The 24643-nt window shown below is 68.9% G+C and carries 21 protein-coding genes; 11 read left to right on the top strand and 10 right to left on the bottom strand.

Going from position 1 to position 24643, the window contains the following annotated elements:
- Positions 1-180: 180 nt before the first annotated feature.
- Together AB4Z01_RS21825 and AB4Z01_RS21820 are read right to left on the bottom strand one after the other, a co-directional pair.
- Positions 181-3282, bottom strand: coding sequence for an efflux RND transporter permease subunit (locus tag AB4Z01_RS21825; protein WP_441697529.1), 3102 nt, complete (start codon positions 3280-3282; stop codon positions 181-183).
- Positions 3283-3306: 24 nt separating this feature from the next.
- A complete protein-coding gene (locus AB4Z01_RS21820) occupies positions 3307-4494 on the bottom strand; it encodes an efflux RND transporter periplasmic adaptor subunit (RefSeq protein WP_441697527.1) in 1188 nt (395 codons plus the stop codon).
- Between the two features lie 238 nt (positions 4495-4732).
- Between AB4Z01_RS21820 and AB4Z01_RS21815 the strand changes: the two genes are divergently transcribed.
- The 5 genes from AB4Z01_RS21815 (at position 4733) to AB4Z01_RS21795 (ending at position 9279) form a co-directional block, all read left to right on the top strand.
- Positions 4733-5653, top strand: coding sequence for a sulfite exporter TauE/SafE family protein (locus AB4Z01_RS21815; RefSeq protein WP_441697525.1), 921 nt, complete (start codon positions 4733-4735; stop codon positions 5651-5653).
- A 3-nt stretch (positions 5654-5656) separates the two neighbouring features.
- Complete coding sequence (locus tag AB4Z01_RS21810; RefSeq protein WP_441697523.1) at positions 5657-6409, top strand: TIGR02186 family protein; 753 nt, start codon at positions 5657-5659, stop codon at positions 6407-6409.
- A gap of 25 nt (positions 6410-6434) precedes the next feature.
- Complete coding sequence (locus AB4Z01_RS21805; RefSeq protein WP_441697521.1) at positions 6435-6938, top strand: universal stress protein; 504 nt, start codon at positions 6435-6437, stop codon at positions 6936-6938.
- A gap of 276 nt (positions 6939-7214) precedes the next feature.
- Complete coding sequence (locus AB4Z01_RS21800; protein WP_441697519.1) at positions 7215-8192, top strand: magnesium transporter CorA family protein; 978 nt, start codon at positions 7215-7217, stop codon at positions 8190-8192.
- A 193-nt stretch (positions 8193-8385) separates the two neighbouring features.
- A complete protein-coding gene (locus AB4Z01_RS21795) occupies positions 8386-9279 on the top strand; it encodes a LysR family transcriptional regulator (protein ID WP_441697516.1) in 894 nt (297 codons plus the stop codon).
- Here AB4Z01_RS21795 and AB4Z01_RS21790 read toward each other — a convergent pair.
- Positions 9276-10166, bottom strand: a complete 891-nt coding sequence (locus AB4Z01_RS21790; protein ID WP_441697513.1) for a DMT family transporter — start codon at positions 10164-10166, stop codon at positions 9276-9278. The two genes, AB4Z01_RS21795 and AB4Z01_RS21790, sit on opposite strands and share 4 nt — an antisense overlap.
- An 89-nt stretch (positions 10167-10255) precedes the next feature.
- On the opposite strand from AB4Z01_RS21790, the gene AB4Z01_RS21785 reads away from it, so the two are divergent.
- Positions 10256-11662, top strand: a complete 1407-nt coding sequence (locus tag AB4Z01_RS21785; RefSeq protein ID WP_441697510.1) for an aminotransferase-like domain-containing protein — start codon at positions 10256-10258, stop codon at positions 11660-11662.
- 241 nt (positions 11663-11903) lie between these two features.
- Here AB4Z01_RS21785 and clpA read toward each other — a convergent pair whose 3' ends face one another.
- The 3 genes from clpA to AB4Z01_RS21770 all read right to left on the bottom strand — a co-directional run bounded on the left by clpA (position 11904) and on the right by AB4Z01_RS21770 (position 15326).
- Positions 11904-14246 carry an ATP-dependent Clp protease ATP-binding subunit ClpA gene (gene clpA, locus AB4Z01_RS21780; RefSeq protein ID WP_441697507.1) on the bottom strand — a complete coding sequence of 781 codons (2343 nt, stop codon included), beginning with the start codon at positions 14244-14246 and terminating at the stop codon, positions 11904-11906.
- Positions 14247-14284: 38 nt separating this feature from the next.
- Positions 14285-14623: an ATP-dependent Clp protease adapter ClpS gene (gene clpS, locus AB4Z01_RS21775; protein ID WP_429225359.1), complete on the bottom strand. Its 339-nt coding sequence runs from the start codon at positions 14621-14623 to the stop codon at positions 14285-14287.
- Positions 14624-14792: 169 nt separating this feature from the next.
- The gene (locus AB4Z01_RS21770) at positions 14793-15326 is read right to left on the bottom strand and encodes a phasin family protein (RefSeq protein WP_441697504.1); all 534 of its coding nucleotides are present in this window, start codon (positions 15324-15326) and stop codon (positions 14793-14795) included.
- A gap of 339 nt (positions 15327-15665) precedes the next feature.
- On the opposite strand from AB4Z01_RS21770, the gene AB4Z01_RS21765 reads away from it, so the two are divergent.
- Positions 15666-16775 (top strand): D-alanyl-D-alanine carboxypeptidase family protein, encoded by a 1110-nt coding sequence (locus AB4Z01_RS21765; protein ID WP_441697502.1) that lies wholly within the window; start codon positions 15666-15668, stop codon positions 16773-16775.
- Positions 16776-16854: 79 nt separating this feature from the next.
- Here the strand turns inward: AB4Z01_RS21765 and pheT are convergent, their stop codons facing one another.
- The 4 genes from pheT to rpmI all read right to left on the bottom strand — a co-directional run bounded on the left by pheT (position 16855) and on the right by rpmI (position 21074).
- Positions 16855-19257: a phenylalanine--tRNA ligase subunit beta gene (gene pheT / locus AB4Z01_RS21760; RefSeq protein ID WP_441697499.1), complete on the bottom strand. Its 2403-nt coding sequence runs from the start codon at positions 19255-19257 to the stop codon at positions 16855-16857.
- 23 nt (positions 19258-19280) lie between these two features.
- A complete protein-coding gene (pheS, locus tag AB4Z01_RS21755) occupies positions 19281-20357 on the bottom strand; it encodes a phenylalanine--tRNA ligase subunit alpha (protein WP_441697496.1) in 1077 nt (358 codons plus the stop codon).
- 132 nt (positions 20358-20489) lie between these two features.
- Positions 20490-20855, bottom strand: coding sequence for a 50S ribosomal protein L20 (gene rplT, locus AB4Z01_RS21750; protein ID WP_309797710.1), 366 nt, complete (start codon positions 20853-20855; stop codon positions 20490-20492).
- 18 nt (positions 20856-20873) lie between these two features.
- Entirely contained in the window at positions 20874-21074 is a 201-nt protein-coding gene (rpmI, locus tag AB4Z01_RS21745; RefSeq protein WP_342241424.1) for a 50S ribosomal protein L35, read from the bottom strand.
- Between the two features lie 200 nt (positions 21075-21274).
- Here rpmI and AB4Z01_RS21740 point away from each other — a divergent pair, with 200 nt between their 5' ends.
- The 4 genes from AB4Z01_RS21740 to AB4Z01_RS21725 form a co-directional block, all read left to right on the top strand.
- Positions 21275-22462 (top strand): aspartate aminotransferase family protein, encoded by a 1188-nt coding sequence (locus AB4Z01_RS21740; RefSeq protein ID WP_441697492.1) that lies wholly within the window; start codon positions 21275-21277, stop codon positions 22460-22462.
- The gene (gene argF / locus AB4Z01_RS21735; protein WP_441697489.1) at positions 22455-23372 is read left to right on the top strand and encodes an ornithine carbamoyltransferase; all 918 of its coding nucleotides are present in this window, start codon (positions 22455-22457) and stop codon (positions 23370-23372) included. The genes AB4Z01_RS21740 and argF overlap by 8 nt, the downstream gene beginning before the upstream one ends.
- Before the next feature lie 2 nt (positions 23373-23374).
- Positions 23375-24283, top strand: a complete 909-nt coding sequence (locus AB4Z01_RS21730; RefSeq protein WP_441697487.1) for an Hsp33 family molecular chaperone HslO — start codon at positions 23375-23377, stop codon at positions 24281-24283.
- A 174-nt stretch (positions 24284-24457) separates the two neighbouring features.
- Positions 24458-24643 (top strand): hypothetical protein (locus AB4Z01_RS21725; protein ID WP_441697484.1); only part of this gene is annotated, 186 nt, incomplete at its 3' end.

Here is a 24643-nt window from a genome sequence, read left to right as displayed (position 1 = left end):
GAGCGCTGCGGGTTCCGGGTCGTCGGCACAGCGATGACCGCCTTCGCATGGGCTTGTAGATCGCCGAGAGCCACCCATCGCATTGCGAGGAGGCGAAGCCGACGAAGCAATCCAGGGGCCGGTGCGTGCGACCCTGGATTGCTTCGCTGCGCTCGCAAAGACGGTGTTGGGGTTTCCTCGTTACTCCGCCGGCGTCGGATGGGCCGGCGGCTCGTCCTCCTCGACCGCGCGGTGATGGTCACGGGCGAGGTAGGTGTAGACCATCGGCACCACGAACAGGGTGAACAGCGTGCCGATCGACATGCCCGACGCGATCACCAGCCCGATCGAGAACCGCGCCGCGGCGCCGGCGCCGCTGGCGTAGAGCAGCGGCACCACGCCCAGCACCATCGCCGCCGTGGTCATCAGGATCGGCCGCAGGCGGATCGCCGCCGCCTGCTCGATCGCCTCGCGCCGCGCCAGCCCCTGCTCCTCCTGCAGCGTGTTGGCGAACTCCACCATCAGGATGCCGTGCTTGGTGATCAGCCCGACCAGGGTGATCAGACCGATCTGGGTGTAGATGTTCAGGCTGGCGCCGTTGAGCTGGAGGATCGAGCCGACATTCAGCACCGCCAGCGCGCCGAAGATCGACAGCGGCACCGACATCATGATGATCAGCGGGTCGCGGAAGCTTTCGAACTGTGCCGCCAGCACCAGGAAGATCACGATCACCGCGAAGGCCATGGCGATCATCACCGTGTTGCCCTCGGTGATGTACTGCCGCGAATCGCCCTCGTAGTCGTAGGACATGCCGCGCGGCAGAATTCGGTCCGCGGTCTGCTGCAGGAAGGTCAGCGCCTGGCCGAGGGTGACGATCACCGGCGTCGGCACGGCCTGGATGGTCGAGCTGTTGAGCTGGTTGAACTGGGTGTAGGAGTTCGCCGTCGCCTGGGTCTTCAGCGTCACCACCGAGGATAGCGGGATCAGATCGCCGCCGGCGGTGCGGACGAAGTACTTGTTCAGCTCCTCCGGGTTCAGCCGGCTTTCCTGCGCGACCTGCGGGATCACCTTGTAGCTGCGGTTGTCGCGGTCGAAGCGGCCGATGTCGTTGCCGCCTAGCATGACGTTCAGCGTGATGCCGATGTCGTTCATGTTGATGCCCAGCGCCGCCGCCTTGTTGCGGTCGATCTCGACCGACAGCTCCGGCCGGTCGAAGGCCAGGGTGGCGTTGGCGAACAGGAACATGCCGCTCTTCCGCGCCTCATTGGCGATCTGCTGCGCCATCTCGTAGACCAGCTGGGGCGAGCCGGGGGCCTTGATCACGAACTGCACCGGCGGGCCGCCGCCGGAGCCCGGCAGGGCCGGCGGCGAGGTGGCGAAGCCCTCGACCCCGGCGATGTTGCCGACGATGCCCTGGACCTGGGCCTCGATCTCGGCGCCGCTACGGGTGCGCTCGCCCCACGGCTTGAAGGTCATGCCGCCGAAGCCGGACGCCAGCGAGCCGGCGCCGTTGACCGCGAAGATCGCGTCATGCTCCGGCACCGCCTGCAGGTCCTTGATCAGCTTGTCGCTGAACCGGTTCATGTATTCCAGATTGGCGTAGCGCGGGCCCTCGAGGATCATGAAGACGAAGCCCTGGTCCTCCTTCGGCGCCAGCTCGCTCGGCGTCTTCCAGAACAGGAAGGCTGAGGCGGCGAGCAGCACGACCGCCAGGAACACCGTCACCGGCCGGTAATTCAGCGAGTTGTGCAGCCGCCGGTGGTACCAGCCCTGCAGCCCCGTGAAGAAGCGGTCGACCGTGCGCTGGAACCGGCCGGCGCCGGTGCCATGCGGCTTCAGGAGCTTGCCGGTCATCATCGGCGACAGGGTCAGCGCAACGATGCCGGAGATGATGACGGCGCCGGCCAGGGTGAAAGCGAATTCGCGGAACAGCGCCCCGGTCAGCCCCGTGGCGAAACCGATCGGCACATAGACCGCGGCCAGGGTGATGGTCATCGACACCACCGGCCCGGCGATCTCGGCCGCGCCCTTCAGCGCCGCCTGCCTGGGCGTCAGCCCCTCCTCGATATGGCGGTGGATGTTCTCGACCACCACGATGGCGTCGTCGACCACCAGGCCGATCGCCAGCACCATGGCCAGCAGGGTCAGCGTGTTGATCGAGTATCCGAGCGCGTAGAGGCAGAACAGCACCCCGATCAGCGACAGCGGGATGGTGACGACCGGGATGACGACGGCGCGGAACGAGCCGAGGAACAGCAGGATGACGACCACGACGATCGCCACCGCCTCGGGAATGGTCTTGCCGACCTCCCAGATCGAGGATTCGATGAACTCGGTGGCGTCATAGACGATCTCGCCGCGCATGCCCTCCGGCATCTGGCGCTCGATGTCGACCATCGCCGCGCGCACATTGGCCGCCGTGGTCAGCGGGTTGGCCGCGGGCGTCGGGTTGATGGCGATGAAGATCGCCTCGCGGCCGTTGAAGGTGACGCGGGCGTCATAGCTCTCGCTGCCCAGCTCGACCCGGGCGACGTCCTTCAGCCGGACGATGTTCGACCCGTCCGACCGCACCACCAGGTCGCCGAAGGCTTCGGCCGTGCGCAACGTGGTGTCGGTGCGGATGGCGAAGGTGACCAGCTCGCCCTCGGTGCGGCCCGGCGCCGACTGAAAGTTGTTGGCCCGGATCGCCGTCACCACATCGGCCGCCGTCACCATGTGCGCCGCCAGCCGCATCGGGTCGACCCAGACCCGCATGGCGAAGCTCTTGGCGCCCAGGATGTCGGCCTCGGCCACGCCCTCGGTGGTCGACAGCTGCGGCTGCACCACCCGGGTGATGTACTCGGTCACCTCCTCCGGCGACATCCGGTCGCTGTCCAGCGCGATGTACTGGATCGCGATTTCCTGGCCGGTGCCCTTCACCACCACCGGGTCCTTCGATTCGTCCGGCAGGTCGTTGCGGACCTGCTGCACCTTGGTCAGCACCTCGGTCAGCGCCGCGTCCGGGTTGGCATTCAGCTTCATGTGCACCGACACGGTGCTGACGCCCTGGACCGAGGAGGAGGTGACGTAGTCCAGCCCTTCCGTGCTCGCCACCGACTGCGCGATCGGGGTGGTGATGAACCCCTGCATCAGGTCGGCGCTGGCGCCCGGATAGGCGGTGGTGATGGTGATCACCGTCTCTTCGGTCTTCGGGAACTGGCGCACCGGCAGGGTGGCCAGGCCTTGCAGGCCGAGCAGCAGGATCAGCAGGCTGACCACCGAGGCCAGGACCGGCCGGCGGATGAAGATCGAGGTGAAGTTCATGGCGTCCCCCCTTCCCGGCCGGTCCTAGGACCCGGCCTGCGGCGGACGGGTGGGGTCGACCGAGTTGTCGATCACCACCGGGAAGCCGTTCTGCAGCTTGAGCTGGCCGGAGGTGACGACCTGGTCGCCCGCCTTCAGCCCTTCGACGATCTCGGCGACGTTGCCCTGGCGCTTGCCGACCCGGACGAAGACCTGCTCGACCACGAGCTGCGGCCCGGCCGGCGGCTGGCTCCCGCCCTGGCCGGCATCACCGGATGCCGCCGGCTTCTCCGCGGGCTGCTGCTGGCCGGCCTCGGCCTGCTTCTCGCGGATCACGAAGACGGTGTCGCCATAGAGGCTGAAGGTGATCGCGGTCTGCGGCACGGTCACCACATTCGGCCGCTCCGGCAGGATCAGCCGGACATTGGCGAAGAAGCCAGGGCGCAGCTTGAGGCCGGGGTTGTCGATGGTGGCCCGCACCTTGACCATGCGGCTGGCGGCGTCGACCACCGGCTCGATGCCGCTGACCTCGCCGCGGAACACCTCGTCCGGGAAGGCGTCGGCCCGCACCTCGACCTTCTGGCCGTGGCTGATCCGGCTGAACGCCTGCTCCGGCAGGGTGAAGTCGGCATAGACCTGGTCCAGGCGCTGCAGCGTCACCAGCGCATCGCCGGGGGCGACGTAGCGGCCGATATCGATCTTGCGGATGCCGACGATGCCGGCGAAGGGCGCCGTCACCGCCTTCTTCTCGATCGTCGCCTGGGCGCGGGCCAGCTGGGCCTGGGCCTTCAGCAGCTCGGCATTGGCGGAGTCGAGGTCGGCCTGCGGGGCGTTGCCGCGCGACCGCAGCGACGACACCCGGTCCAGGACCCGCTGCGCCAGGTCGATCGCCGCCTGGTACAGCCGCACATCCGCCTGGTCGATCGAATCATCCAGCTGCACCAGCCGCTGCCCGGCCTGGATCGTGTCGTTCGGCTTGAAGTCGATCGACTTGACCGTGCCCGCGACCTCGGAGGCGAGCTCGATGCCCTCGACCGCCGAGACGCTGCCGATGCCTTCGAGATAGTCGGTCCAGGTCTTCGCCTCGGCCTTGGCGGCGGAGATCGGCACCGGCGGCATCTGCTGATTGGCGAAGATCTGCGCCACGATCTGGTCGCGCTTGAAATTCATGCCGACGAGCGCGCCGACGACGACGATCAGGGCAATCCCGACCAGGACGAAGCGGAGGATCATGCGCGATTCCGTCCCCAGGCCCGCGTTGATCATACGGGCTCATGCTGTGAATCAAAAAGCGGAGCACCATACACTAGACGGCAGAGTCCAACCTAACCGGAAGCATACATTCATGTACGGCATGGATAACCGAGGGGTTCATGCCATGGCGGCATCGCTGCACCGCGGCCGCCATCGGCCTTCGCATCGGCCCATTCACCGACTAAGGTGCGGCTGAGACTGGACGGGACCCCGCGCCATGCAAGTCTATCTGCCGATCGCCGAGGTCTCGGTGAACGCCCTGCTGATTCTCGGCATGGGCGGTCTCGTCGGATTCCTGTCCGGGCTGTTCGGCGTCGGCGGCGGCTTCCTGATGACGCCTCTGCTGATCTTCATCGGCATCCCGCCCGCCGTCGCGGTCGGCACCCAGGCCAACCAGCTGGTCGCGGCCAGCGTGTCGGGCATGCTGGCGCATCTGCGGCGTGGCAATGTCGACCTGAAGATGGGGCTGGTGCTGCTGGCCGGCAGCGTGATCGGCAGCGTGCTGGGCGTGCGGCTGTTCAGCCTGCTGCAACTGCTGGGCCAGATCGACCTCGCCATCAACCTGTTCTATCTACTGTTCCTGGGCACGGTCGGCGCGCTGATGCTGGTCGAGAGCCTGCGGTCGATGCTGCGCCGCCGCCGATCGCCCGGGCAGCGGCGCAAGCTGCACAAGCATGGCTGGTTCCACGGCCTGCCGTTCAAGACCCGGTTCCCGAAGTCGCGGCTGTACATCAGCGCCCTGGCGCCGATCGCAATCGGCGCGCTGGGCGGCTTCCTGACCGCGATCATGGGCATCGGCGGCGGCTTCATCCTGGTGCCGGCGATGATCTACGTGCTGGGCATGCCGGCCTCGCTGGTGGCCGGCACCTCGCTGTTCCAGATCATCTTCACCACCGCCCTGGTCTGCTTCCTGCAGGCGCTGCAGAACCAGACGGTAGACGTGCTGCTGGCCCTGCTGCTGCTGGCCGGCGGCGTGATCGGCGCCCAGTTCGGCACCCACGCCAGCGGCCGGCTGCGCGGCGACCAGGCCCGCGCCCTGCTGGCCACGCTGGTGCTGATCATCTGCATCAAGGTCGGCTTCGACCTGTTCGGCACGCCCGCCGACCTGTTCACCGTCGCCATGCGCCGGGGGGGCTGAGCCGTGCCGCGCCTCCTCCTCGCCGCCGCCATCTGGGCCGCGGCGCTGACCTTCTGCCGGCCCGGCATCGCCCAGGACCTGGTGGCCGACCTGTCCGACCACGTCATTGCCATCAACACCGGCTTCACCGGCACCAAGGTGCTGCTATTCGGCGCCACCGAGGGCGAGGGCGACGTGGCGGTGGTGGTGCGCGGCCCAGGCGACCGGGCCACGGTGCGCGAGAAGGATCGCGTCGCCGGCATCTGGTTGAACCACACCAGCCTGAAGTTCAACGGGGTGCCCGGCTTCTACGCCGTAGCCTCGAGCAAGCCGCTGGAGCAGCTGGCGCCGCCCCCGGTGCTGGAGCGCGCCGGCATCGGCCTGAAATACCTGCAGCTGACGGTCAGCGACGACGACCGCGAGGCCGGGACCGAAGTCATCGCCGCCTTCCGCGACGCGCTGATCCGCGGCCTGCAGCGCGACGGCCTCTACGTCGTCGACACCGGCCAGATCAGCTTCCTCGGCGGCCGGCTGTTCCGGACCCGGATCGAATTCCCGGCCAATGTCCCGACCGGCCAGTACCAGGTCGAGACCTATCTGTTCCGCGGCGGCCAGGTGGTCGACGCCCAGACCACGCCGCTGATCGTCGGCAAGGTCGGGATGGGCGCCGAGATCTACGAAATCGCGCAGGACGAGCCGGCGCTGTACGGGCTGGCCGCCATCATCGTCGCCGTCGCCGCCGGCTGGCTGGCGAGCGTCGTCTTCCGCCGTCCCTGATGCGTCCCCATCTAGCGAGGGTGCCATGACCGACAACGCCCCAGAGACCCCCAAGCAGGAGCTGCCGCGCATCTTCCTCGTCGTCGTCGACGACAGCGAGGAGTGGCGGGCGGCGCTGCGCTACGCCTGCCGCCGTGCCCAGCACACGGGCGGCCGGGTCGCCCTGCTGCACGTCATCAGCCCCAGCGAAATCCAGCATTGGGGCGCGATCGAGGACGTGCTGCGCGAGGAAGCGCGGCACGAGGCCGAGCAGCGGCTGCAGCGGGTGGCGCGCGAGGTCAACCAGCTGACCGGCACCATCCCGATCCTGCACATCCGCGAAGGTGCCGCCCGCGACGAGCTGATGGCCCTGATCGCCGAGGAGCCGTCGATCTCGATCCTGGTGCTGGGCGCCGACACCGCCTCCTCCGCCGGCCCCGGCCCGCTGATCCAGTACCTGACCAGCAACCGTGCCATCGGCAAGCTGCGGATCCCGCTGACCATCGTGCCGGGCCACCTGACGACCGACGCGATCGACGCCCTGAGCTGACCCGCGCCGCACGCCGGGACGGCAGCTCCGGCGCGGCTTGACGGCGCTATCTCGCAGTGGCATCCGAGCGTGACGGGTGCCGGCAGGCCCTGCCTTCGATGAATCGAGACATGGACGAGCCAGACAGTCGTCCCGACCGGGACGAACCACAGAGGCGACCCGACCGGATCGCCCCGCCAGGGAACGGACGGCCCAGCGCCGCGCCGGCCGAAGGGCTCCGCTAGTTACCGCGGCCCCCGGCCCGGCGATGCGCCGGCCCGCAGGGGACAGACCGCGATGCTGCGCATCTACACGCTTTCGAACGCCCGTTTCATCACGATCGACCCATCGGAGGGCGCCGCCTTCCCGTCGGACATGGTCTGGGTCGACCTGTTCAATCCGACCGCCGAGGAGGAGCGGCTGGCCGAAGGGCAGCTCGGGCTGTTCCTGCCGACCCGCGAGGAGATGCAGGAGATCGAGGCGTCGAGCCGGCTGTACCAGGAGGATGGCGGCATGTTCATGACCGCCAGCGTCCTCTACGCCACCGAGACCGACGCGCCCGGCACCGCCCCGATCACCTTCGTGCTGAAGGGGCAGACGCTGATCACCATCCGCTATGCCGAGCCGAAATCCCTGGCCGGCTTCATCGCCCATGCCGAGCGCCAGCCGATGCTGTGCCCCTCCGGCTCGGCCACGCTGATCGGCCTCCTGGAAGCGATCGTCGACCGCACCGCCGACATCCTGGAGCGGGTGGCGGGCGAGGTCGACGGCCTGTCGCAGCGCATCTTCAAGGTGCATGAGGCGGTGCACAAGCGCACCACCAACGAGGAGCTGGAGGCCAATCTCAAGCAGATCGGCCGCAGCCAGAACCTGGTGTCGAAGGCGCGCGAGAGCCTGGTCAGCCTGGCCCGGCTGCTGAGCTTCCTGGCGGTCGGCGATGCCACCAAGGACAAGGTGTTCCGCACCCATCTGAAGAGCCTGAGCCGGGACGTGGCGTCGCTGACCGACCACGCCACCTATATCGGCAACAACATCACCTTCCTGCTCGACGCCTCGATGGGGATGATCAACATCGAGCAGAACGCGATCATCAAGATCTTCTCGGTCGCGGCGGTGGTGTTCCTGCCGCCGACCCTGGTGGCCAGCATCTACGGCATGAACTTCGAGGTGATGCCCGAGCTGAAATGGGCCGCCGGCTATCCCTTCGCCCTCTGCCTGATGGTCCTGTCCGCCGTGCTGCCCTATCTGTGGTTCAAGCGGAAGGGGTGGCTGTAAGGGACGTTTCTCCCTCAGCGTACCGTCCCCACCGCCGTCATGGCGAGCCCCGAAGGGGCGCGGCCATCCAGCGGCACTGCCCTCTGGATGGCCACGTCGCTTCGCTCCTCGCCATGACGGCTTTGACCCGGCAGCCCTCGGCACAATCATCGCCAGATGGCATCATCGCTATCCATATCGCCTGGATATGCCGATGATCGAGCTGCGCCACCTCCGCTACTTCGTCGCCGTGGCCGAGGAGGGACATGTCACCCGGGCGGCGGAGCGGCTGGGCATGCAGCAGCCGCCGCTGAGCCAGCAGATCAAGGCGCTGGAGCAGGCGCTGGGCGTTCCCCTCCTCCACCGGCTGCCGCGCGGCGTGCTGCCGACCGAGAGCGGCCTGGTGCTGCTGGTCGAGGCCCGCGCCATCCTGGCCCAGCTCGACCGCGCGCTGGAGACGGTGCGGCGCACCGGGCGCGGCGAGCAGGGACGGATCGCCGTTGGCTTCACCAGCTCCGCCGCCTTCCACCCCTTCGTCTCCGCCGCCATCCGCGGCTTCCGCGAGGCCGCGCCCCAGGTCGAGATGGCGATGGAGGAGAGCAGCACCGGCGAGCTGGTCGCGGCGCTACGGCTGGGCCGGCTGGACGCAGCCTTCATCCGCTCGCCGGTCGGCGACGCCGCCGGGCTGGTGGTCGAGCCGCTGCTGGACGAGCCGATGGTCGCGGTCGTGCCGGCCGGGCACGCGCTGGCCGCCGGGCTGGACCAGATTCCGCTGGCGGCGCTGGCCGAGCAGCCCTTCGTGCTGTATCGCCGGCCGAGCGGGCCGGGCCTCTATGATTCGATCATCGCCGCCTGCCGCGCCGCCGGCTTCAGCCCGCGCATCGTGCAGGAGGCGCCGCGGCTGGTGTCGACGCTGAGCCTGGTCGAGGCCGGCCTCGGCGTGTCGATCGTCCCGGCCTCGATGGCCCGGCTGGACGCCGGAGGCGTCGCCACGCTGCGCCTGGCCGAGCACCTGGTCGCGCCGCTGCACCTGGCCCGCCGCGATGCCGAGCCGCTGGGCGCGACCGAGCGCTTCGTCGAGCATGTCCGGCGGATGGCCGAAGCCTAATGCGAGAACCGCTTGGCCCCGGCGACGCAGAGGACCACCGCCGCGGCACAGCCGACCAGGCCCCAGCCGACCGGCTCGTGCAGCAGGGTCGCCGCCAGGGCCAGGCCGAAGAAGGGCTGCAGCAGCTGCAGCTGGCTGACCGCGGCGATGCCGCCCAGGGCGAGGCCGCGATACCAGAAGATGAAGCCGATCAGCATCGAGAACAGCGAGACATAGGCGAGCGCCAGGAGGGCCGGCCAGCCGACCCCGGCCCAGGAGGAGGGCCAGGTCAGCAGCGACGCCGGCAGCGACAGCGGCAGCGAGATCAGCAGGGCCCAGGAGATCACCTGCCAGCCGCCGAGCCGGCGCGACAGCCGGGCGCCTTCGGCATAGCCGAGGCCGCAGGCCAGGATCGCGGCCAGCATCAGCCCGTCGCCGAGCAGCGAGGCCTCGCCCCCCTGGCGCAGCGCATAGCCGCCGACGATGGCGGCGCCGAGCACCGAGAACGCCCAGAAGGCCGGGCGCGGGCGTTCGCCGCCGCGCAGCACGCCGAACACCGCCGTCGCGATCGGCAGCAGGCCGACGAAGACGATGGCATGGGCCGAGGTGACATAGCGCAGCGCCAGCGCCGTCAGCAGCGGGAAGCCCACGACCACGCCGAGCGCCACCACCACGAGCGGCCCGATATCCGTCCGCTCCGGCCGCCGCGGCCGCAGCGCCAGCAGCATCGCGGCACCGAGCAGCCCGGCGATCGCCGCCCGCGCCACGGTCAGGAACAGCGGGTCCAGGTCGAACACCGCCACCCGCGTCGCCGGCAGCGAGCCGCTGAAGATGAGCACGCCGAGCAGGCCGCTGATCCAGCCCGCCGCCGCCTCGTTCGAAGGTTCGATCGTCCGTGTCGCTTCCATGCTGCCGACCATGACCGCCGGCGACGGGGCCGGCCAGAGATGGTAGGGTACAGTTTAACCGAACTGTCCTGGTCCGGAGCCCGGTACGGATGCTCGATCTCGTTTCAGCACCACGAAACGGCACGTCCCTTGTCTCGACCGTGATGGACTCGATCCGCCATCGGATCGAGAGCCGCACCTTGGCGCCGGGCGCCAAGGTGCCGTCGATCCGACGCCTGGCCGAGGCGCTGGGCGTGTCGAAATCGACCGTGGTCGAGGCTTATGACCGGCTGGCGGCGGAAGGTGCGATCGCCGCCCGCCCCGGCTCCGGCTTCTATGTCGCCCGCCGGGCGCAGCCTTTGACCCTGGCCGAGCCCGGCCGGCGGCTGGACCTGACCATCGACCCGCTGTGGATCGCCCGCCAGGCGCTGGAGGATACGGACAGTCCGACGCTGAAGCCGGGCTGCGGCTGGCTGCCGGCGGACTGGATGCCCGACCTGGCGATCCGGCGGGCGCTGCGCGGCCTGGCCCGGTCCGAGGGTGCGGGCTTGGTCGACTATGATTCGCCGCTCGGCTTCGCGCCCCTGCGCCGGCACCTGGCCGGACGATTGGCGGAGCGCGGCATCGCCGTCGAGGCCGGGCAGATCCTGCTGGCGGATGGCGGCAGCCAGGCGATCGACCTGATCGGCCGTTTCCTGCTGGAGCCGGGTGACACGGTGCTGGTCGACGACCCCTGCTATTTCAACTTCCTCGGCGTGCTGCGCGCCCATCGCGCCCGGGTGATCGGCGTGCCGCGAACCCCCGCCGGCCCCGATTTGGATGCCTTCGCCCGCGCTGCGGCGGAGCACCGGCCGAAGCTCTATGTCACCAACGCCGCCCTGCACAACCCGACCGGGGCCAGCCTGGCGCCGCAAGCAGCGCACCGGCTGCTGGTGCTGGCCGAGGTCCACGACCTTGTGGTGATCGAGGACGACATCTTCGCCGATTTCGAGTCGGAGCCGTCGCCGCGCCTGGCGGCGCTGGACGGGCTGCAGCGGGTGATCCATATCGGCAGCTTCTCCAAGACCCTGTCGGCCGCGGTGCGCTGCGGCTTCATCGCCGCCCGGCCGGACTGGATCGACGGGCTGACCGACCTCAAGCTGGCCACCAGCTTCTCCAACGGCGCCCTGGCAGCGCGGCTGGTGCACCGGCTGCTGACCGACGGCAGCTACCGCCGCCATGTCGAGGGCCTGCGCGGCCGGCTGGCGCGGGCGATGGGCGAGACCGCGCGGCGACTCGGCACGCTGGGCCTGGTCCCGTGGGTCGAGCCTCGCGGCGGCATGTTCCTGTGGATGGCCCTGCCGGACGGCCTCGATTCGGCCGAGGTGGCGCGCCGCGCCCTGGCCCGCGACGTGGTGCTGGCGCCGGGCGACGTGTTCAGCCCGTCCCGCAGCGCCGGGCGGTTTTTACGCTTCAACGTGGCCCAATCCGCCAACCCGCGGATTTTTGCCGTGCTTGAGGAGGCGATGCGGGGGTGAGGGCACTTCTCGAAGCGCCGTAGGCGCGTTGCCTCTCCCGTTTACGGGAGAGGTCGGAGACGCGAAGCGGCTCCGGGTGAGGGCTCTTTGTCGAGGCCCGGGCTAACCCTCACCCGGTCGTCCTGCGGACGCCCGACCTCTCCCGCCACGCGGGAGAGGCAACGCAGAAGAGCGACGCCTGCCACCCAAAACAAAAAGGGCGCCCCGCAGGACGCCCCTTTGGCTTCAGCCTAGCCCGCAATCAGGCCAGCTCGGGTTCCTTGGCCGCGTCGTCGGAGGGAACCGGGGCGGTCGGGTTCTCGATGTACTCGAACGCCAGGGTCTCGCCGTCCGCCGCCACGTCGACCCGGACCTGGCCGCCCTTGACCAGCTTGCCGAACAGCAGTTCGTTGGCCAGCGGCTTCTTGATGTGCTCCTGGATCACCCGGGCCATCGGCCGGGCGCCGTAGAGCTCGTCATAGCCGCGCTTGACCAGCCACTGCCGGGCCGCCGAGGACAGCTCGATGGTGACGTGCCGGTCGGCCAGCTGGGTCTCCAGCTGGATCACGAACTTGTCGACCACCTGGGCCACGATCTCCGGCGTCAGATGGCCGAAGGCGATGGTGGCATCCAGCCGGTTGCGGAACTCCGGCGTGAACATCCGGTTGATCGCCTCCGTGCCCGCATCATCCTTGCGGCTGGCGCCGAAGCCGATCGACTGCTTGGTCAGCTCGGTGGCGCCGGCATTGGTGGTCATGATCAGGATGACGTTGCGGAAGTCGACCGACTTGCCGTTGTGGTCGGTCAGCTTCCCGTGATCCATGATCTGCAGCAGGATGTTGAACACATCCGGATGCGCCTTCTCGATCTCATCCAGCAGCAGCACGCAATGCGGGTGCTGGTCGACCGAATCGGTCATCAGCCCGCCCTGGTCGAAGCCGACATAGCCCGGCGGGGCGCCGATCAGCCGGCTGATCGAGTGCCGCTCCATATATTCCGACATGTCGAAGCGCACCAGCTCGATGCCGAGCAGCTTCGACAGCTGCCGCGCCACCTCGGTCTTGCCGACGCCGGTCGGGCCGGAGAACAGGTAGTTGCCGATCGGCTTCTCCGGCTCGCGCAGCCCGGCGCGGGCCAGCTTGATCGCCGCCGACAGGGCGTCGATCGCCTGGTCCTGACCGAACACCAGAGTCTTCAGGTCGCGGTCCAGGGTCTGCAGCAGCGCCTTGTCATCACGGCTGACGCTCTTCGGCGGGATCCGGGCGATCTTCGCCACCACCGCCTCGACGTCGCGCATGCCGATGGTCTTCTTCCGCCGCGACGGCGGCAGCAGCATCTGGGCGGCGCCGGCCTCGTCGATCACGTCGATCGCCTTGTCCGGCAGCTTGCGGTCGCCGATATAGCGGGCCGACAGCTCCACCGCGGTGCGGATCGCATCCGCCGTGTAGCGCACCTGATGGTGCTTCTCGTAGTAGGTCTTCAGCCCCTGCAGGATCTTGATCGTATCCTCGACCGACGGCTCGTTGACGTCGATCTTCTGGAACCGGCGCACCAGGGCGCGGTCCTTCTCGAAGTAGTTCCGGTATTCCTTGTAGGTGGTCGACCCGATGCATTTCAGCGCGCCCGAGGCCAGAGCCGGCTTCAGCAGGTTGGAGGCGTCCATCGCCCCGCCCGAGGTGGCGCCGGCGCCGATCACGGTGTGGATCTCATCGATGAACAGCACCGCGCCGGGCAGGTTCTCCAGCTCGTTCATCACCGCCTTCAGCCGCTCCTCGAAATCGCCGCGGTAGCGGGTGCCGGCCAGCAGCGCGCCCATGTCGAGGGCGAAGATGGTGGCGTCGGCCAGCACCGGCGGCACCTCGCCGTCAACGATGCGGCGGGCCAGCCCCTCGGCGATCGCGGTCTTGCCGACCCCGGGGTCGCCGACATAGAGCGGGTTGTTCTTCGAGCGGCGGCAGAGGATCTGGATCGTCCGCTCGATCTCGGCCTCACGGCCGATCAGCGGGTCGATCTTGCCCTTCGACGCCTTCTCGTTGAGGTTGACGCAATAGGTCCTGAGCGCCTCCGAGCCCTTCTTCACGACCTTCTCCGCCTGCGCATCCTCGTCGGCGCCCGAGACCGGACGCGCTGATTCACCAGCCCCGGCGCTCGGCCGTGCCGCGCCAGAGGCGCCGGCCTTGGCGATGCCGTGGCTGATGTAGTTGACGGCGTCGAAGCGGGACATGTCCTGCTCCTGCAGGAAGTACACCGCGTGGCTCTCGCGTTCGGAGAACAGGGCGACCAGCACGTTGGCGCCGGTCACCTCCTCCCGCCCCGAGGACTGGACGTGGATCGCGGCGCGCTGCAGCACGCGCTGGAAGCCGGCCGTCGGCTTCGCATCCTCGATCCCGTCGATCTTCAGGGTTGCGAGCTCGGTGTCGATATAGCCGACGAGGTCGCGGCGCAGCTTTTCGAGATTGACGCCGCAGGCCCGCATCACGGCCACGGCGTCCTGGTCTTCGGACAGCGCCAGCAACAGGTGTTCAAGCGTAGCGTACTCATGCCGTCGCTCATTGGCGAAAGCGAGGGCCCTGTGCAGCGTCTGCTCCAGATTCCGCGAGAGCATCGGTCGTCCCCATGCCGGAGGGCCCGCCAGACCTCTGGTCAGGCCTTCTCAAGAATACATTGTAGAGGATGCTGATTGCGGCGTGCGAAGTCCATCACCTGTGCCACCTTCGTCTCCGCCACCTCGTAGGTGAAAACGCCGCAGACGCCCACACCCCGACGGTGAACATGGAGCATGATGGTGGTGGCCTCCTCGCGGTTCTTCGCGAAGAAGCGTTCCAGGACATGGACGACGAACTCCATCGGCGTGTAATCGTCGTTCAGCATCAGGACCTTGTACATGGACGGCTTCTTCGTCCGCGTCCTGGTCTGAACGACAACCCCCGTGCCGGCGTCGTTGCCGCCTCCTCGATCATCCTTCCGTTCGGTGTCGCTCATGGATATGGGATGCGTGCTGCCGGTTTTGAACCCGACCATGATGATAGTGCTGCCGGGCCCGGAGTTGTAGGCCCGCAATGCGGAAAGAGTGCGGATGGCTGAAATGCGAACGGCCCCGGCGACAGATGTCGCCGGGGCCGTGGGCCGCTGATCCGGGGAGGAAGACGGATCAGGCGGCCAGCGGCTTGGACAGGGTCTCGACCGCGACGTTGACGCGGGCGGCGATCGGCGCCACGGCGTCGTTGGTCACCTTCAGGCCCAGCTCCGACAGCTTGCTGCTCTCGGCGACGAAGCCGTCGAAGGCAGTCTTGGTGTAGGTCGACTGCAGGTCGACGACCTGACGCAGGGTCTTGGCGGCGAACAGCGAGCGGGTCGCCTCGGCGGCCTGCTCGGCGGCGCCGTGCTGCAGGGCGAACCAGGCGCGGGTCAGCTGCTCGGTGCCCTGGGCGAAGATGGCGGCCGACGCGAACACGGCGTCGACATTGCCCTTGGCGAACGCGACGAACTCGTCGACGTTCTTGGTCGCGGCCTTGGCGGCCTTCTCGAACTGGTCCTTGGACAGGGCGAGGCCCTGGGCGACATTCTTCTCGACGGCGGCCTGGCTGGCCTTGACGGTGTCAGTCATGGTGTCCCTCACGGTCTCGATGTTGGTGTCGACGGCGGCGAGCTTGCTCGTGCCGGCACGGCTCTTGGCAGTGGTCATGGCGAACGGCTCCTCATGCTTCGCAACCGACTGCCGTCGCCGGGGGCGCCGTCCAGTCATGCTGCACTGCAACATGCCGCATATATGAGCAGATCGATTCGATCTGTCAACGTTTTTTGTGCACTGCAACATGCCGGACATATGGCGGGCCTCCGCCAAGGGCGTTGCCTCGCGACAGGCGATGCTGGCAGGATGTCTGCAACCGGGCGGCGTCGTGGGCCGGCATTCTTTTTGTCGCGTCCAGCAATTGGTTTATGGACAAAAATCAACGACTTAATTTAGACTTCTGAAATCACGCCTGAACCAAGATCCGCAAGTGGCGTGGAGCGGGGGGTCGGCATGGTCGGTTTCGTTGCACGATCGGCGGCAGTGCTGTGCGCCTGCCTTGCCTTGTCACTTCTGCCCGCCCGGGCGGAGGCAGCATCGCGCTTTGCCGCCTATGTCATCGACGCGCGCACCGGCGAGGTGCTGCACGAGGAGAACGCAAACCAGCAGCTATACCCGGCGTCGCTGACCAAGCTGATGACGCTGTACCTGACGTTCCGGAGCCTGGAGCGGGGCGAGCTGACGCTGGATTCGCGGCTGCCGGTGTCGAGCTACGCCGCCTCGCAGTCGCCGACCAAGCTGGGCCTGACGACCGGGTCGCGCATCCGGGTCGAGGACGCGATCCTGGGCCTGGTGACCCAATCGGCCAACGACGCGTCGGTGGTGCTGGCCGAGACCATCGGCGGCAACGAGACCCGCTTCACGCGGATGATGACGCAGCAGGCCCAGGCGCTGGGCATGAGCCGCACCAACTTCAGCTCGACCAACGGCCTGCCGGACCCGGACAACGTCTCGACCGCGCACGACATGGCGGTGCTGGCCCGGGCGCTGATCAACGACTATCCGCAGTACTATCCCTATTTCGCGACCAAGAACTTCCGCTATCGCGGCCGCAATTTCCCGAACCACAACCGGCTGATGCAGTCCTATGCCGGCATGGACGGGATGAAGACCGGCTATATCCGGGCATCGGGCTACAATCTCGTGGCGTCGGCCGTGCGCGGCCGCACCCGGCTGATCGGCGTGATCTTCGGCGGCACCAGCCCGATCGCCCGCAACGCCGGGATGGCGGAGCTGCTGGACGAGGCCTTCGAGTCGCATGGGGGCACCGGCGCCTATGTCGCTGAAGCCCCGGCCGCGGCGACGCCCCGCGTCGCCTCCCCGGCGTTCCAGCCGCCGGTGCCGGACCGCCGGCCGGACACGCTGGACGAGCCGCTGCTGGCCGCGGCCGACGGCGAGGGCGACGCCGAGGATGACGGCGCTGCCGGCACCGACGGCATCGGCGCCATGATCGCGATGCACGCCACGGCCCGGCCCAAGGCGCAGCGCGTGGCCTATGATCCGGTGCCGAGCGCCCTGGCCGACATCCCCCTGCCCAAGCCCCGCCCTCTGCGCCGCCGCTGAGGCGCAGGACGCCGTCGGCCAACGAAAAAGCCCGGGACCGCAGTCCCGGGCTTTTTCGTTGTGGGCTGGCAGCGGGGCCCTATCCCCGCAGCGTGCCGCCCTGCTTCTCGACCGCGGCGACGATCTTCTTGCCCACGGCCTCGATCGCCTCGTCGGTCAGGGTGGCCTCGACCGGCTGCAGCGTCACCGCCAGTGCCAGGGACTTGCGGCCCTCCGGCACGCCCGGGCCGCGATAGACGTCGAACAGGGCGACATCGGCGACCAGCGCCTTGTCCGCGCCCTTCGCCGCCTTGAGGATGCGGTCGGCCGGCACCGATTCCTCGACCACGAAGGCGAAGTCGCGCAGCACCGGCTGGAACGCCGCCAGCTTCAGCAGCGGCTTGGCCGTGCCGGCCTTCTTCTTCGGCTGCGGCACGGCGTCGAGGAAGATCTCGCAGCCGACCACCGGCCCGTCGACCGCCAGCCCCGTCAGCACCGCCGGGTGCAGCTCGCCGAAATGCGCCAGCACCGTCGGCCCCAGCCGCAGGCAGCCGGAGCGGCCCGGGYGGTACCAGTCCGGCGCATCGGTCGAGACCGCGAGGTTGGCGACCGGCGCGCCCGCCGCCTCCAGCGCCGCGATCACGTCGGCCTTGGCGTCGAACACATCGGCCGGCCGCGGCGGCTGCGCCCAGTGGCGCGGGCCGCTGAGGCCTGAGCGCACGGCGGCGGCGACCATGGCCTGGCCGGTCTCGGTGGCGTCGCGATAGGCCGGGCCGATCTCGAACAGCGCCGCGTCCGGCAACCCGCGCGCAGCGTTGCGACCGGCAGCGCGGATCAGGTTCGGCAGCACCGAGGGCCGCATCGTGTCGAGGTCCGATGCGATCGGGTTGAGCAGCTTCAGCCCGCTGTTCTGGAAGCCGAACCAGCCGGCGTCGCGCCCGTCCATGAAGGACCAGGTCACCACCTCGTCAAGGCCGCGGGCCGCGAGAGTGCGGCGCACCAGCTCACGCGACTTCTGCGCCGGGCTGAGCGCCGGCCGGGTCAGCGAGGTCAGCTTCGGCAGCGACACCGCCGGGATGGCGTCGTAGCCGTTGACCCGCAGCACCTCCTCCACCAGGTCGGCCTCGCCCTGCACGTCGCCGCGCCAGGACGGCACCGCCGCCTGGATCAGCCCGTCGGGGCCGTCCGAGACGCCGAAGCCGAGCGCCGACAGGATCTCGGTCTGCCGGTCGCGCGGCACGTCTATGCCGCCCAGGCTCGCGACCCGGGCCGGGCGCAGGCTCAGGGTCCGGCGCCAGTCGGGCTCATGGCCAGCGATCACCAGTTGAGAAGCCTCGCCGCCGCACAGCTCCAGGATCATCCGGGTCGCCTGCTCGATGCCGGCCACCACAGCCGCCGGGTCGACGCCGCGCTCGAAGCGGTAGCGCGCATCGCTGGTGACGCCGAGCGCCCGGCCGCTCATCGCCGTGCGCACCGGGTCGAACAGCGCCGCCTCGAGGATCACCTCGGTGGTGGCCTCGGACACGCCGGTCGACGCACCCCCCATGATGCCGCCGAGGCTGAGCGGGCCGCTGTCGTCCTCGATCACGGTGACGCCGGGCGGAAGGGTGTAGGTCTTGTCGTTCAGCGCCGCCAGCGTCTCGCCGCCCTGCGACAGGCGCAGCCGCAAGCCGCCGCGGACCTTGCCCTGGTCGAAGACATGCAGCGGCCGGTTGCGGTCGAAGGTGAAGTAGTTGGTGATGTCGACCAGCACCGAGATCGGTCTGAGGCCGATGGCCTTCAGCTTTGCCTGCAGCCAGGCCGGGCTTGGGCCGTTCTTCACGCCGCGGAACACCCGGGCGACGAACATCGGGCAGGCCGAGGCGGCGTCGGCCGGGAAGTCGAGGCTGACCGTCAGGTCGGTCTTGAACCGGCCCTCGACCGGCGTCTCGTCGAGCGGCTTCAGCGTGCCGAGCCCGGCGGCGGCGAGGTCGCGGGCGATGCCGCGGATGCCGGCGCAGTCGGCCCGGTCCGGGGTCAGCCCGATCTCGATCACCGGGTCGTCAAGGCCGCGCCAGGCGGCGAAGGAGGCGCCGAGCGGCGCGTCCTGCGGCAGGTCGATGATGCCGTCATGCTCGTCCGACAGGCCGAGCTCGCGCTCCGACACCAGCATGCCGTTCGAGGCCTCGCCGCGGATCGTCCCCGCCTTGAGGTCGACCTTGGTGCCGGGGATGTAGGAGCCGGCCGGCGCGAACACGCCCTTCATGCCGGTGCGGGCATTGGGCGCGCCGCACACCACCTGCACCTCGCCGCGGCCGGTGTCGACGATGCACACCCGCAGCCGGTCGGCATTCGGGTGCTGCACCGCCGATTTGACATAGGCGATGGTGAAGGGGGTCAAGGCGGCGGCCGGGTCCTCGACGCCGTCGACCTCCAGGCCGAGGCTGGTCAGCGTGTCGGTGATCTCGCCCAGCGACGCCGTGGTGTCGAGATGGTCCTTGAGCCAGGACAGGGTCAGCTTCATGGTCACGGTCTCGCTGCGGCGGTCTAGCGGGTCAGGCCGGTGGCCAGGCTGGGCACGTCGAGCGGCACGAAGCCGTAATGCTTCAGCCAGCGCAGATCGGCCTCGAAGAAGGTGCGCAGGTCGGGGATGCCGTATTTCAGCATCGCCGGGCGCTCGATTCCCATGCCGAAGGCGAAGCCCTGGTAGCGGGTGGAATCGATGCCGCAGGCATCCAGCACCTTCGGATGGACCATGCCGCAGCCGAGGATCTCGAGCCAGTCGCCGTAATTGCCCAACTTCAGCTCGCCGCCCTTGCGCGAGCAGCCGATATCGACCTCGGCCGACGGCTCGGTGAAGGGGAAGAAGCTGGGGCGGAAGCGGAGCGGCAGGTCGGGCAGGTCGAAGAAGGCGCGGCAGAACTCGATCAGGCAGCCGCGCAGATGGCCCATATGGATGGCCTCGTCGATCACCAGCCCCTCGATCTGATGGAACATCGGGGTGTGGGTCTGGTCGTAATCCGAGCGGAAAGTTCGCCCCGGCGCGACGATGCGGATCGGCGGCTGCTGCGACAGCATGGTGCGGATCTGCACCGGCGAGGTGTGGGTGCGCAGCACCGCCGCCTTCCCGTCCGGCCGGTCCGGCAGATAGAAGGTGTCGTGCATCTGCCGCGCCGGATGCTCCGGCGGGATGTTCAGCGCGGTGAAGTTGTGCCAGTCGTCCTCGATGTCCGGGCCTTCGGCGACGGTGAAGCCCATCTCGGCGAAGATCGCGATCATCTCGTCGCGGGTCTGGCTGATCGGGTGGATCCGGCCGGTCCGCTCCGGCCGCACCGGCAGGGTGACGTCGACCGTCTCGCGCCCCAGCCGGGCGTTCAGCGCCGCCCGCTCCAGCTCCGCCTTGCGGGCGTCGAGCAGCGCGGTGATCTCGTCCTTGGCCACGTTCAGCGCGGCGCCGAAGGCCTTGCGCGCCTCGGGGTCGAGGTCGCGCAGCCCCGCCATCAGGCCGGTCAAGCTGCCCTTCTTGCCCAGCGCCGCGACCCGCACGGCGTCCAGGGCCGCGAGATCCGGGGCCTGGGCCAGCGCCACGGCCAATTCGCGCTTCAGCGTCTCTACCTGTTCCATCGCCTGGCAATCCTCGATGGCTTCGGCCGCCCGTCCTTCATCAAGACAGCGGCCATGAAAAAAGGGGCCGAGCCCTCAGGCCCGACCCCCGCTTCCTTTCGCTTTCTCCAGTCCCGCCGGGGCGGGAGAGGATCAAGCGGCGTTCTTGAGCGCGGCCTGGGCCTGATCGACCAAGGCCTTAAACGACTCCGGCTCGCGCGTGGCAATGTCGGACATGACCTTCCGGTCGATGTCGATGCCGGCCAGCTTGATGCCGTGCATGAACTTCGAATAGGTCAGACCGTGCTCGCGCACGCCGGCGTTGATGCGCTGGATCCACAGGCCGCGGAAATCGCGCTTCTTGTTGCGGCGGTCGCGGTAGGCGTATTGCAGCGCCTTCTCGACCTTCTCGATCGCGACGCGATAGTTGGTCGAAGCGCGGCCCCGATAGCCCTTGGCGAGCTTGAGGATCTTCTTGTGGCGGGCGTGGCTGGTGACGCCGCGTGAAACTCTTGCCATTGCTCAGCGCTCCTCTGCTCAGCCGTTAACCAGGAGATAGCGCTTCACCTTCGTCGCGTCGGCGTCGCACATGATCTTGGTGCCCTGGTTCCGCTCCTTGGCCGCCTTGGTCTTGGTCAGCAGTCGGTGGCGGCGATAGGCCGAGTTGTAGCGGACCTTGCCGGAGGCGGTCAGCCGGAAGCGCTTCTTGGCGCTGGAATGGGTCTTCATCTTGGGCATTTTCGGTCCTTCCGAAGGAAGACGGTGGATGGGTGGTTGGGCATGCCCCGGGGATCGGACCCCGGCCTCGCCACCCGAACGAAGCGCGCGTTATAACGGCACGGGCGCGCGTTGACAAGCGCCGCATAAGCTGGGCTTAGTCGCTGCCTTCCCGCAACCACGAGACTCTGACCGAGACTCACTCGCAGCGAGCCCGTCCCATGATTCCCGCCGTGATGCCGACCTATGCGCGTGCCGACCTCGCCTTCGAGCGGGGCGAAGGGGCGTATCTGTTCGGGACCGACGGGCGACGATATCTGGATTTCGCGGCGGGGATCGCGGTCGTGGCGCTGGGCCACTGCCACCCGCATCTGGTGAAGACGCTGCAGGAGCAGGGTGCCAAGCTATGGCACACCTCGAACCTGTATCGGATCCCGGAGGGCGAGCGCCTGGCCCAGCGGCTGGTCGACGCCACCTTCGCCGACACGGTGTTCTTTACCAATTCCGGCGCCGAGGCCTGGGAAGGCGCGACCAAGCTGGTGCGCAAGTACCACTACACCCGAGGCAACCCGAAGCGCTGGCGAATCATCACCGTCACCAACAGCTTCCACGGCCGCACCCTGGCCGCGATCTCGGCCGCCAAGGGCGAGAAGCTGATCAAGGGCTTCGGCCCGCTGGTCGACGGCTTCGACCAGGTCGCCTGGGGCAATATGAACGAGCTGCGCGCGGCGATCACCGACGAGACCGCCGCGATCTGCATCGAGCCGATCATCGGCGAGGGCGGCATCAAGGCGGCGACGCCGGAGTATCTGCGCGAGCTGCGCCGCGTCTGCGACGAGTTCGGCCTGCTGCTGTTCTTCGACGAGATCCAGTGCGGCTACGGCCGGACCGGCAAGTTCTTCGCCCATGAATGGGCCGGGATCACGCCGGATGTGATGTGCGTCGCCAAGGGCATCGGCGGCGGCTTCCCGCTCGGCGCCTTCATGGCGACCGAGGAGGCCGCCTGCGGCATGACCCCCGGCACCCATGGCTCTACCTATGCCGGCAATCCATTGGCGACCGCAATCGGCAACGCGGTGCTCGACATCGTCCTGGCCGACGGCTTCTTCGACCGGGTCGAGCGCACCGGCCGGCAGCTGAAGGCCGAGCTGGAGGCGCTGGTGGCCCGCCATCCGGGCGTGCTGGAGGAGGTGCGCGGCACCGGGCTGATGCTGGGGCTGAAATGCGTGCAGCCGAGCGACCAGCTGGTCCCCGAGCTGCGCGCCGCCGGCCTCCTGACCGTGGGCGCCGCCGAGAACGTCATCCGCATCCTGCCGCCGCTGACCATCGGCAAGGCGGAGATCGCCGAGGCGGTGTCGATCCTCGACCAGGTCTGCACCGCCCGGGCGAAGGCGGTGGCCCATGGCTGAGATCAAGCACTTCACCGACCTGCATCACCTGCCCAAGGCCGACCTTCGCCGCATCATCGACCGGTCGATCGAGCTGAAACGCACTGACCCGCGCGGCAATGCGTCGAAGCCGCTGGCCGGCCRCACCCTGGCGCTGATCTTCGAGAAGCCGTCCACCCGCACCCGCGTCTCCTTCGAGGTCGGGATGCGCCAGCTCGGCGGCGAGGTGGTGATGCTGACCGGCACCGAGATCCAGCTCGGCCGCGGCGAGACCATCGGCGACACCGCCCGGGTGCTGTCGCGCTATGTCGACATCATCATGCTGCGGACCTCGGACGAGGACCGGCTGCGCGAGATGGCCGAGAACGCCACCGTGCCGGTGATCAACGGCCTGACCGACGAGACCCATCCGTGCCAGCTGATGGCCGATGTGATGACCTTCGAGGAGAAGCGCGGGCCGATCGCCGGGCGCGTCGCCGCCTGGACCGGCGACGGCAACAATGTCGCCCGGTCCTGGATCCGCGCCGCCGGCATGTTCGACTTCGAGCTGCGCCTGGCCTGCCCGGACGAGCTGTCGCCGCCGGCCGACCTGATCCAGTGGGCGCATCGCGAAGGCGCCCGCATTTCGGTCGGCACCGATCCGGAAACCACGGTGCGCGGCGCCGACCTGGTGGTCACCGACACCTGGGTGTCGATGGGCGACAAGGACGCACCGTCGCGCCACAACCTGCTGCGGCCCTACCAGGTCGATGAGCGGCTGATGGCACAGGCCAAGCCGGACGCCCTGTTCATGCACTGCCTGCCGGCCCATCGCGGCGAGGAGGTGACGGACGGGGTGATCGACGGCCCGCAATCGGTGGTCTGGGACGAGGCGGAGAATCGCCTGCATGCCCAGAAGGGCATCCTGCTGTGGTGCCTGGGGGCGCTGTGACGATGGTGCCGGTCACGACCGGGGGGGATGACCTCATCCTCCCTTTCCAGATCGAGGCGTCGGGGCTGCGCGGCCGGCTGGTCCGGTTCGGCCCGCTGCTCGACGACATCCTGGCCCGCCATGCCTATCCCGAGCCGGTTGCCCATCTGCTGGCCGAGACGGTGGTGCTGACCGCCCTGCTGGCCAGCGCCCTCAAATACGAGGGCGTGTTCACCCTGCAGGCCAAGGGCGATGGGCCGGTGCGGCTGGTGGTGGCCGACGTCACCGCCGACGGCGCGATCCGCGCCAACGCGATGTTCGACAAGGCCCGCCTGGTCGACCCCGACTCCCCGGGCACCGCTACCACGGTGCCGGCGCTGTTGGGCAAGGGCCATCTGGCCTTCACTGTCGACCAGGGCCAGGACACCGAGCGCTACCAGGGCATCGTCGACCTCTCGGGCGAGACGCTGTGGGAATGCGTCCAGCATTATTTCCGGCAGTCGGAACAGCTGCAGGCCGGGCTGCGCTCCGCCGTCCGGCACGGCGAGACCGGCTGGCGCGGCGGCGGCATCATGCTGCAGCGCCTGCCAGATCCTGACAAGCAGGTGCCGACCGACCGCGAGGACGACTGGCGCCGCGCCATGGTGCTGCTCGGCTCCGCCACCGATGACGAGCTGACCCAGCCGGCCCTGTCCGGCGAGGCGCTGCTGTTCCGCCTCTACAATGAGGACGGCGTCCGGGTCTTCCCGCCCCAGCCGATGCGCTTCTCCTGCCGCTGCTCGCGCGAGCGGGTGGCGTCGATGCTGAAGTCGATGCCGAAGGCGGAGATCGAGAGCCTGGCCGTCGACGGCCGGGTCGAGGTCGCCTGCGAGTTCTGCAACAGCCGATACGATTTCGACCGGGACCAGCTCGCGGCGCTGTACAACGCCTGAGGCCCTGCCCAACTTCGGCCAACGATCTCATCAAAGATGTGATGCCCGGGCTCGACCAGACATCCAGCGGCTGTCGAGACCTCTGGATTGCCGGTGCTAGCCCGGCAATGACGATCAGGAAAGCTCCAGTCTGGAGCGTTTGCTCTCAAGCGTGTCCTCGACCTGGAGACTCCGATGCCCCTTCCGACCCGTCGCAGCCTGTTCGCCGGCGCCTGCCTCCTGCTGCTCGCCGCCTGCGGCGGGCCRGAGCTGGCGAGCGTGGCGCCGGTGTCGTTCGCCGGCCGGCCGCCAATCCGGCTGAACCTCGCCCGCATCGACACCGTCGACCGGTCGGTGCCGGCGGCGGCGCAACCSGCGCAG

The organism is Inquilinus sp. YAF38 (genome assembly GCF_052113205.1).
In the GTDB taxonomy this organism is placed as follows: Bacteria; Pseudomonadota; Alphaproteobacteria; order DSM-16000; family Inquilinaceae; genus Inquilinus.
This window is presented reverse-complemented; position numbering and strand designations above follow the sequence as displayed.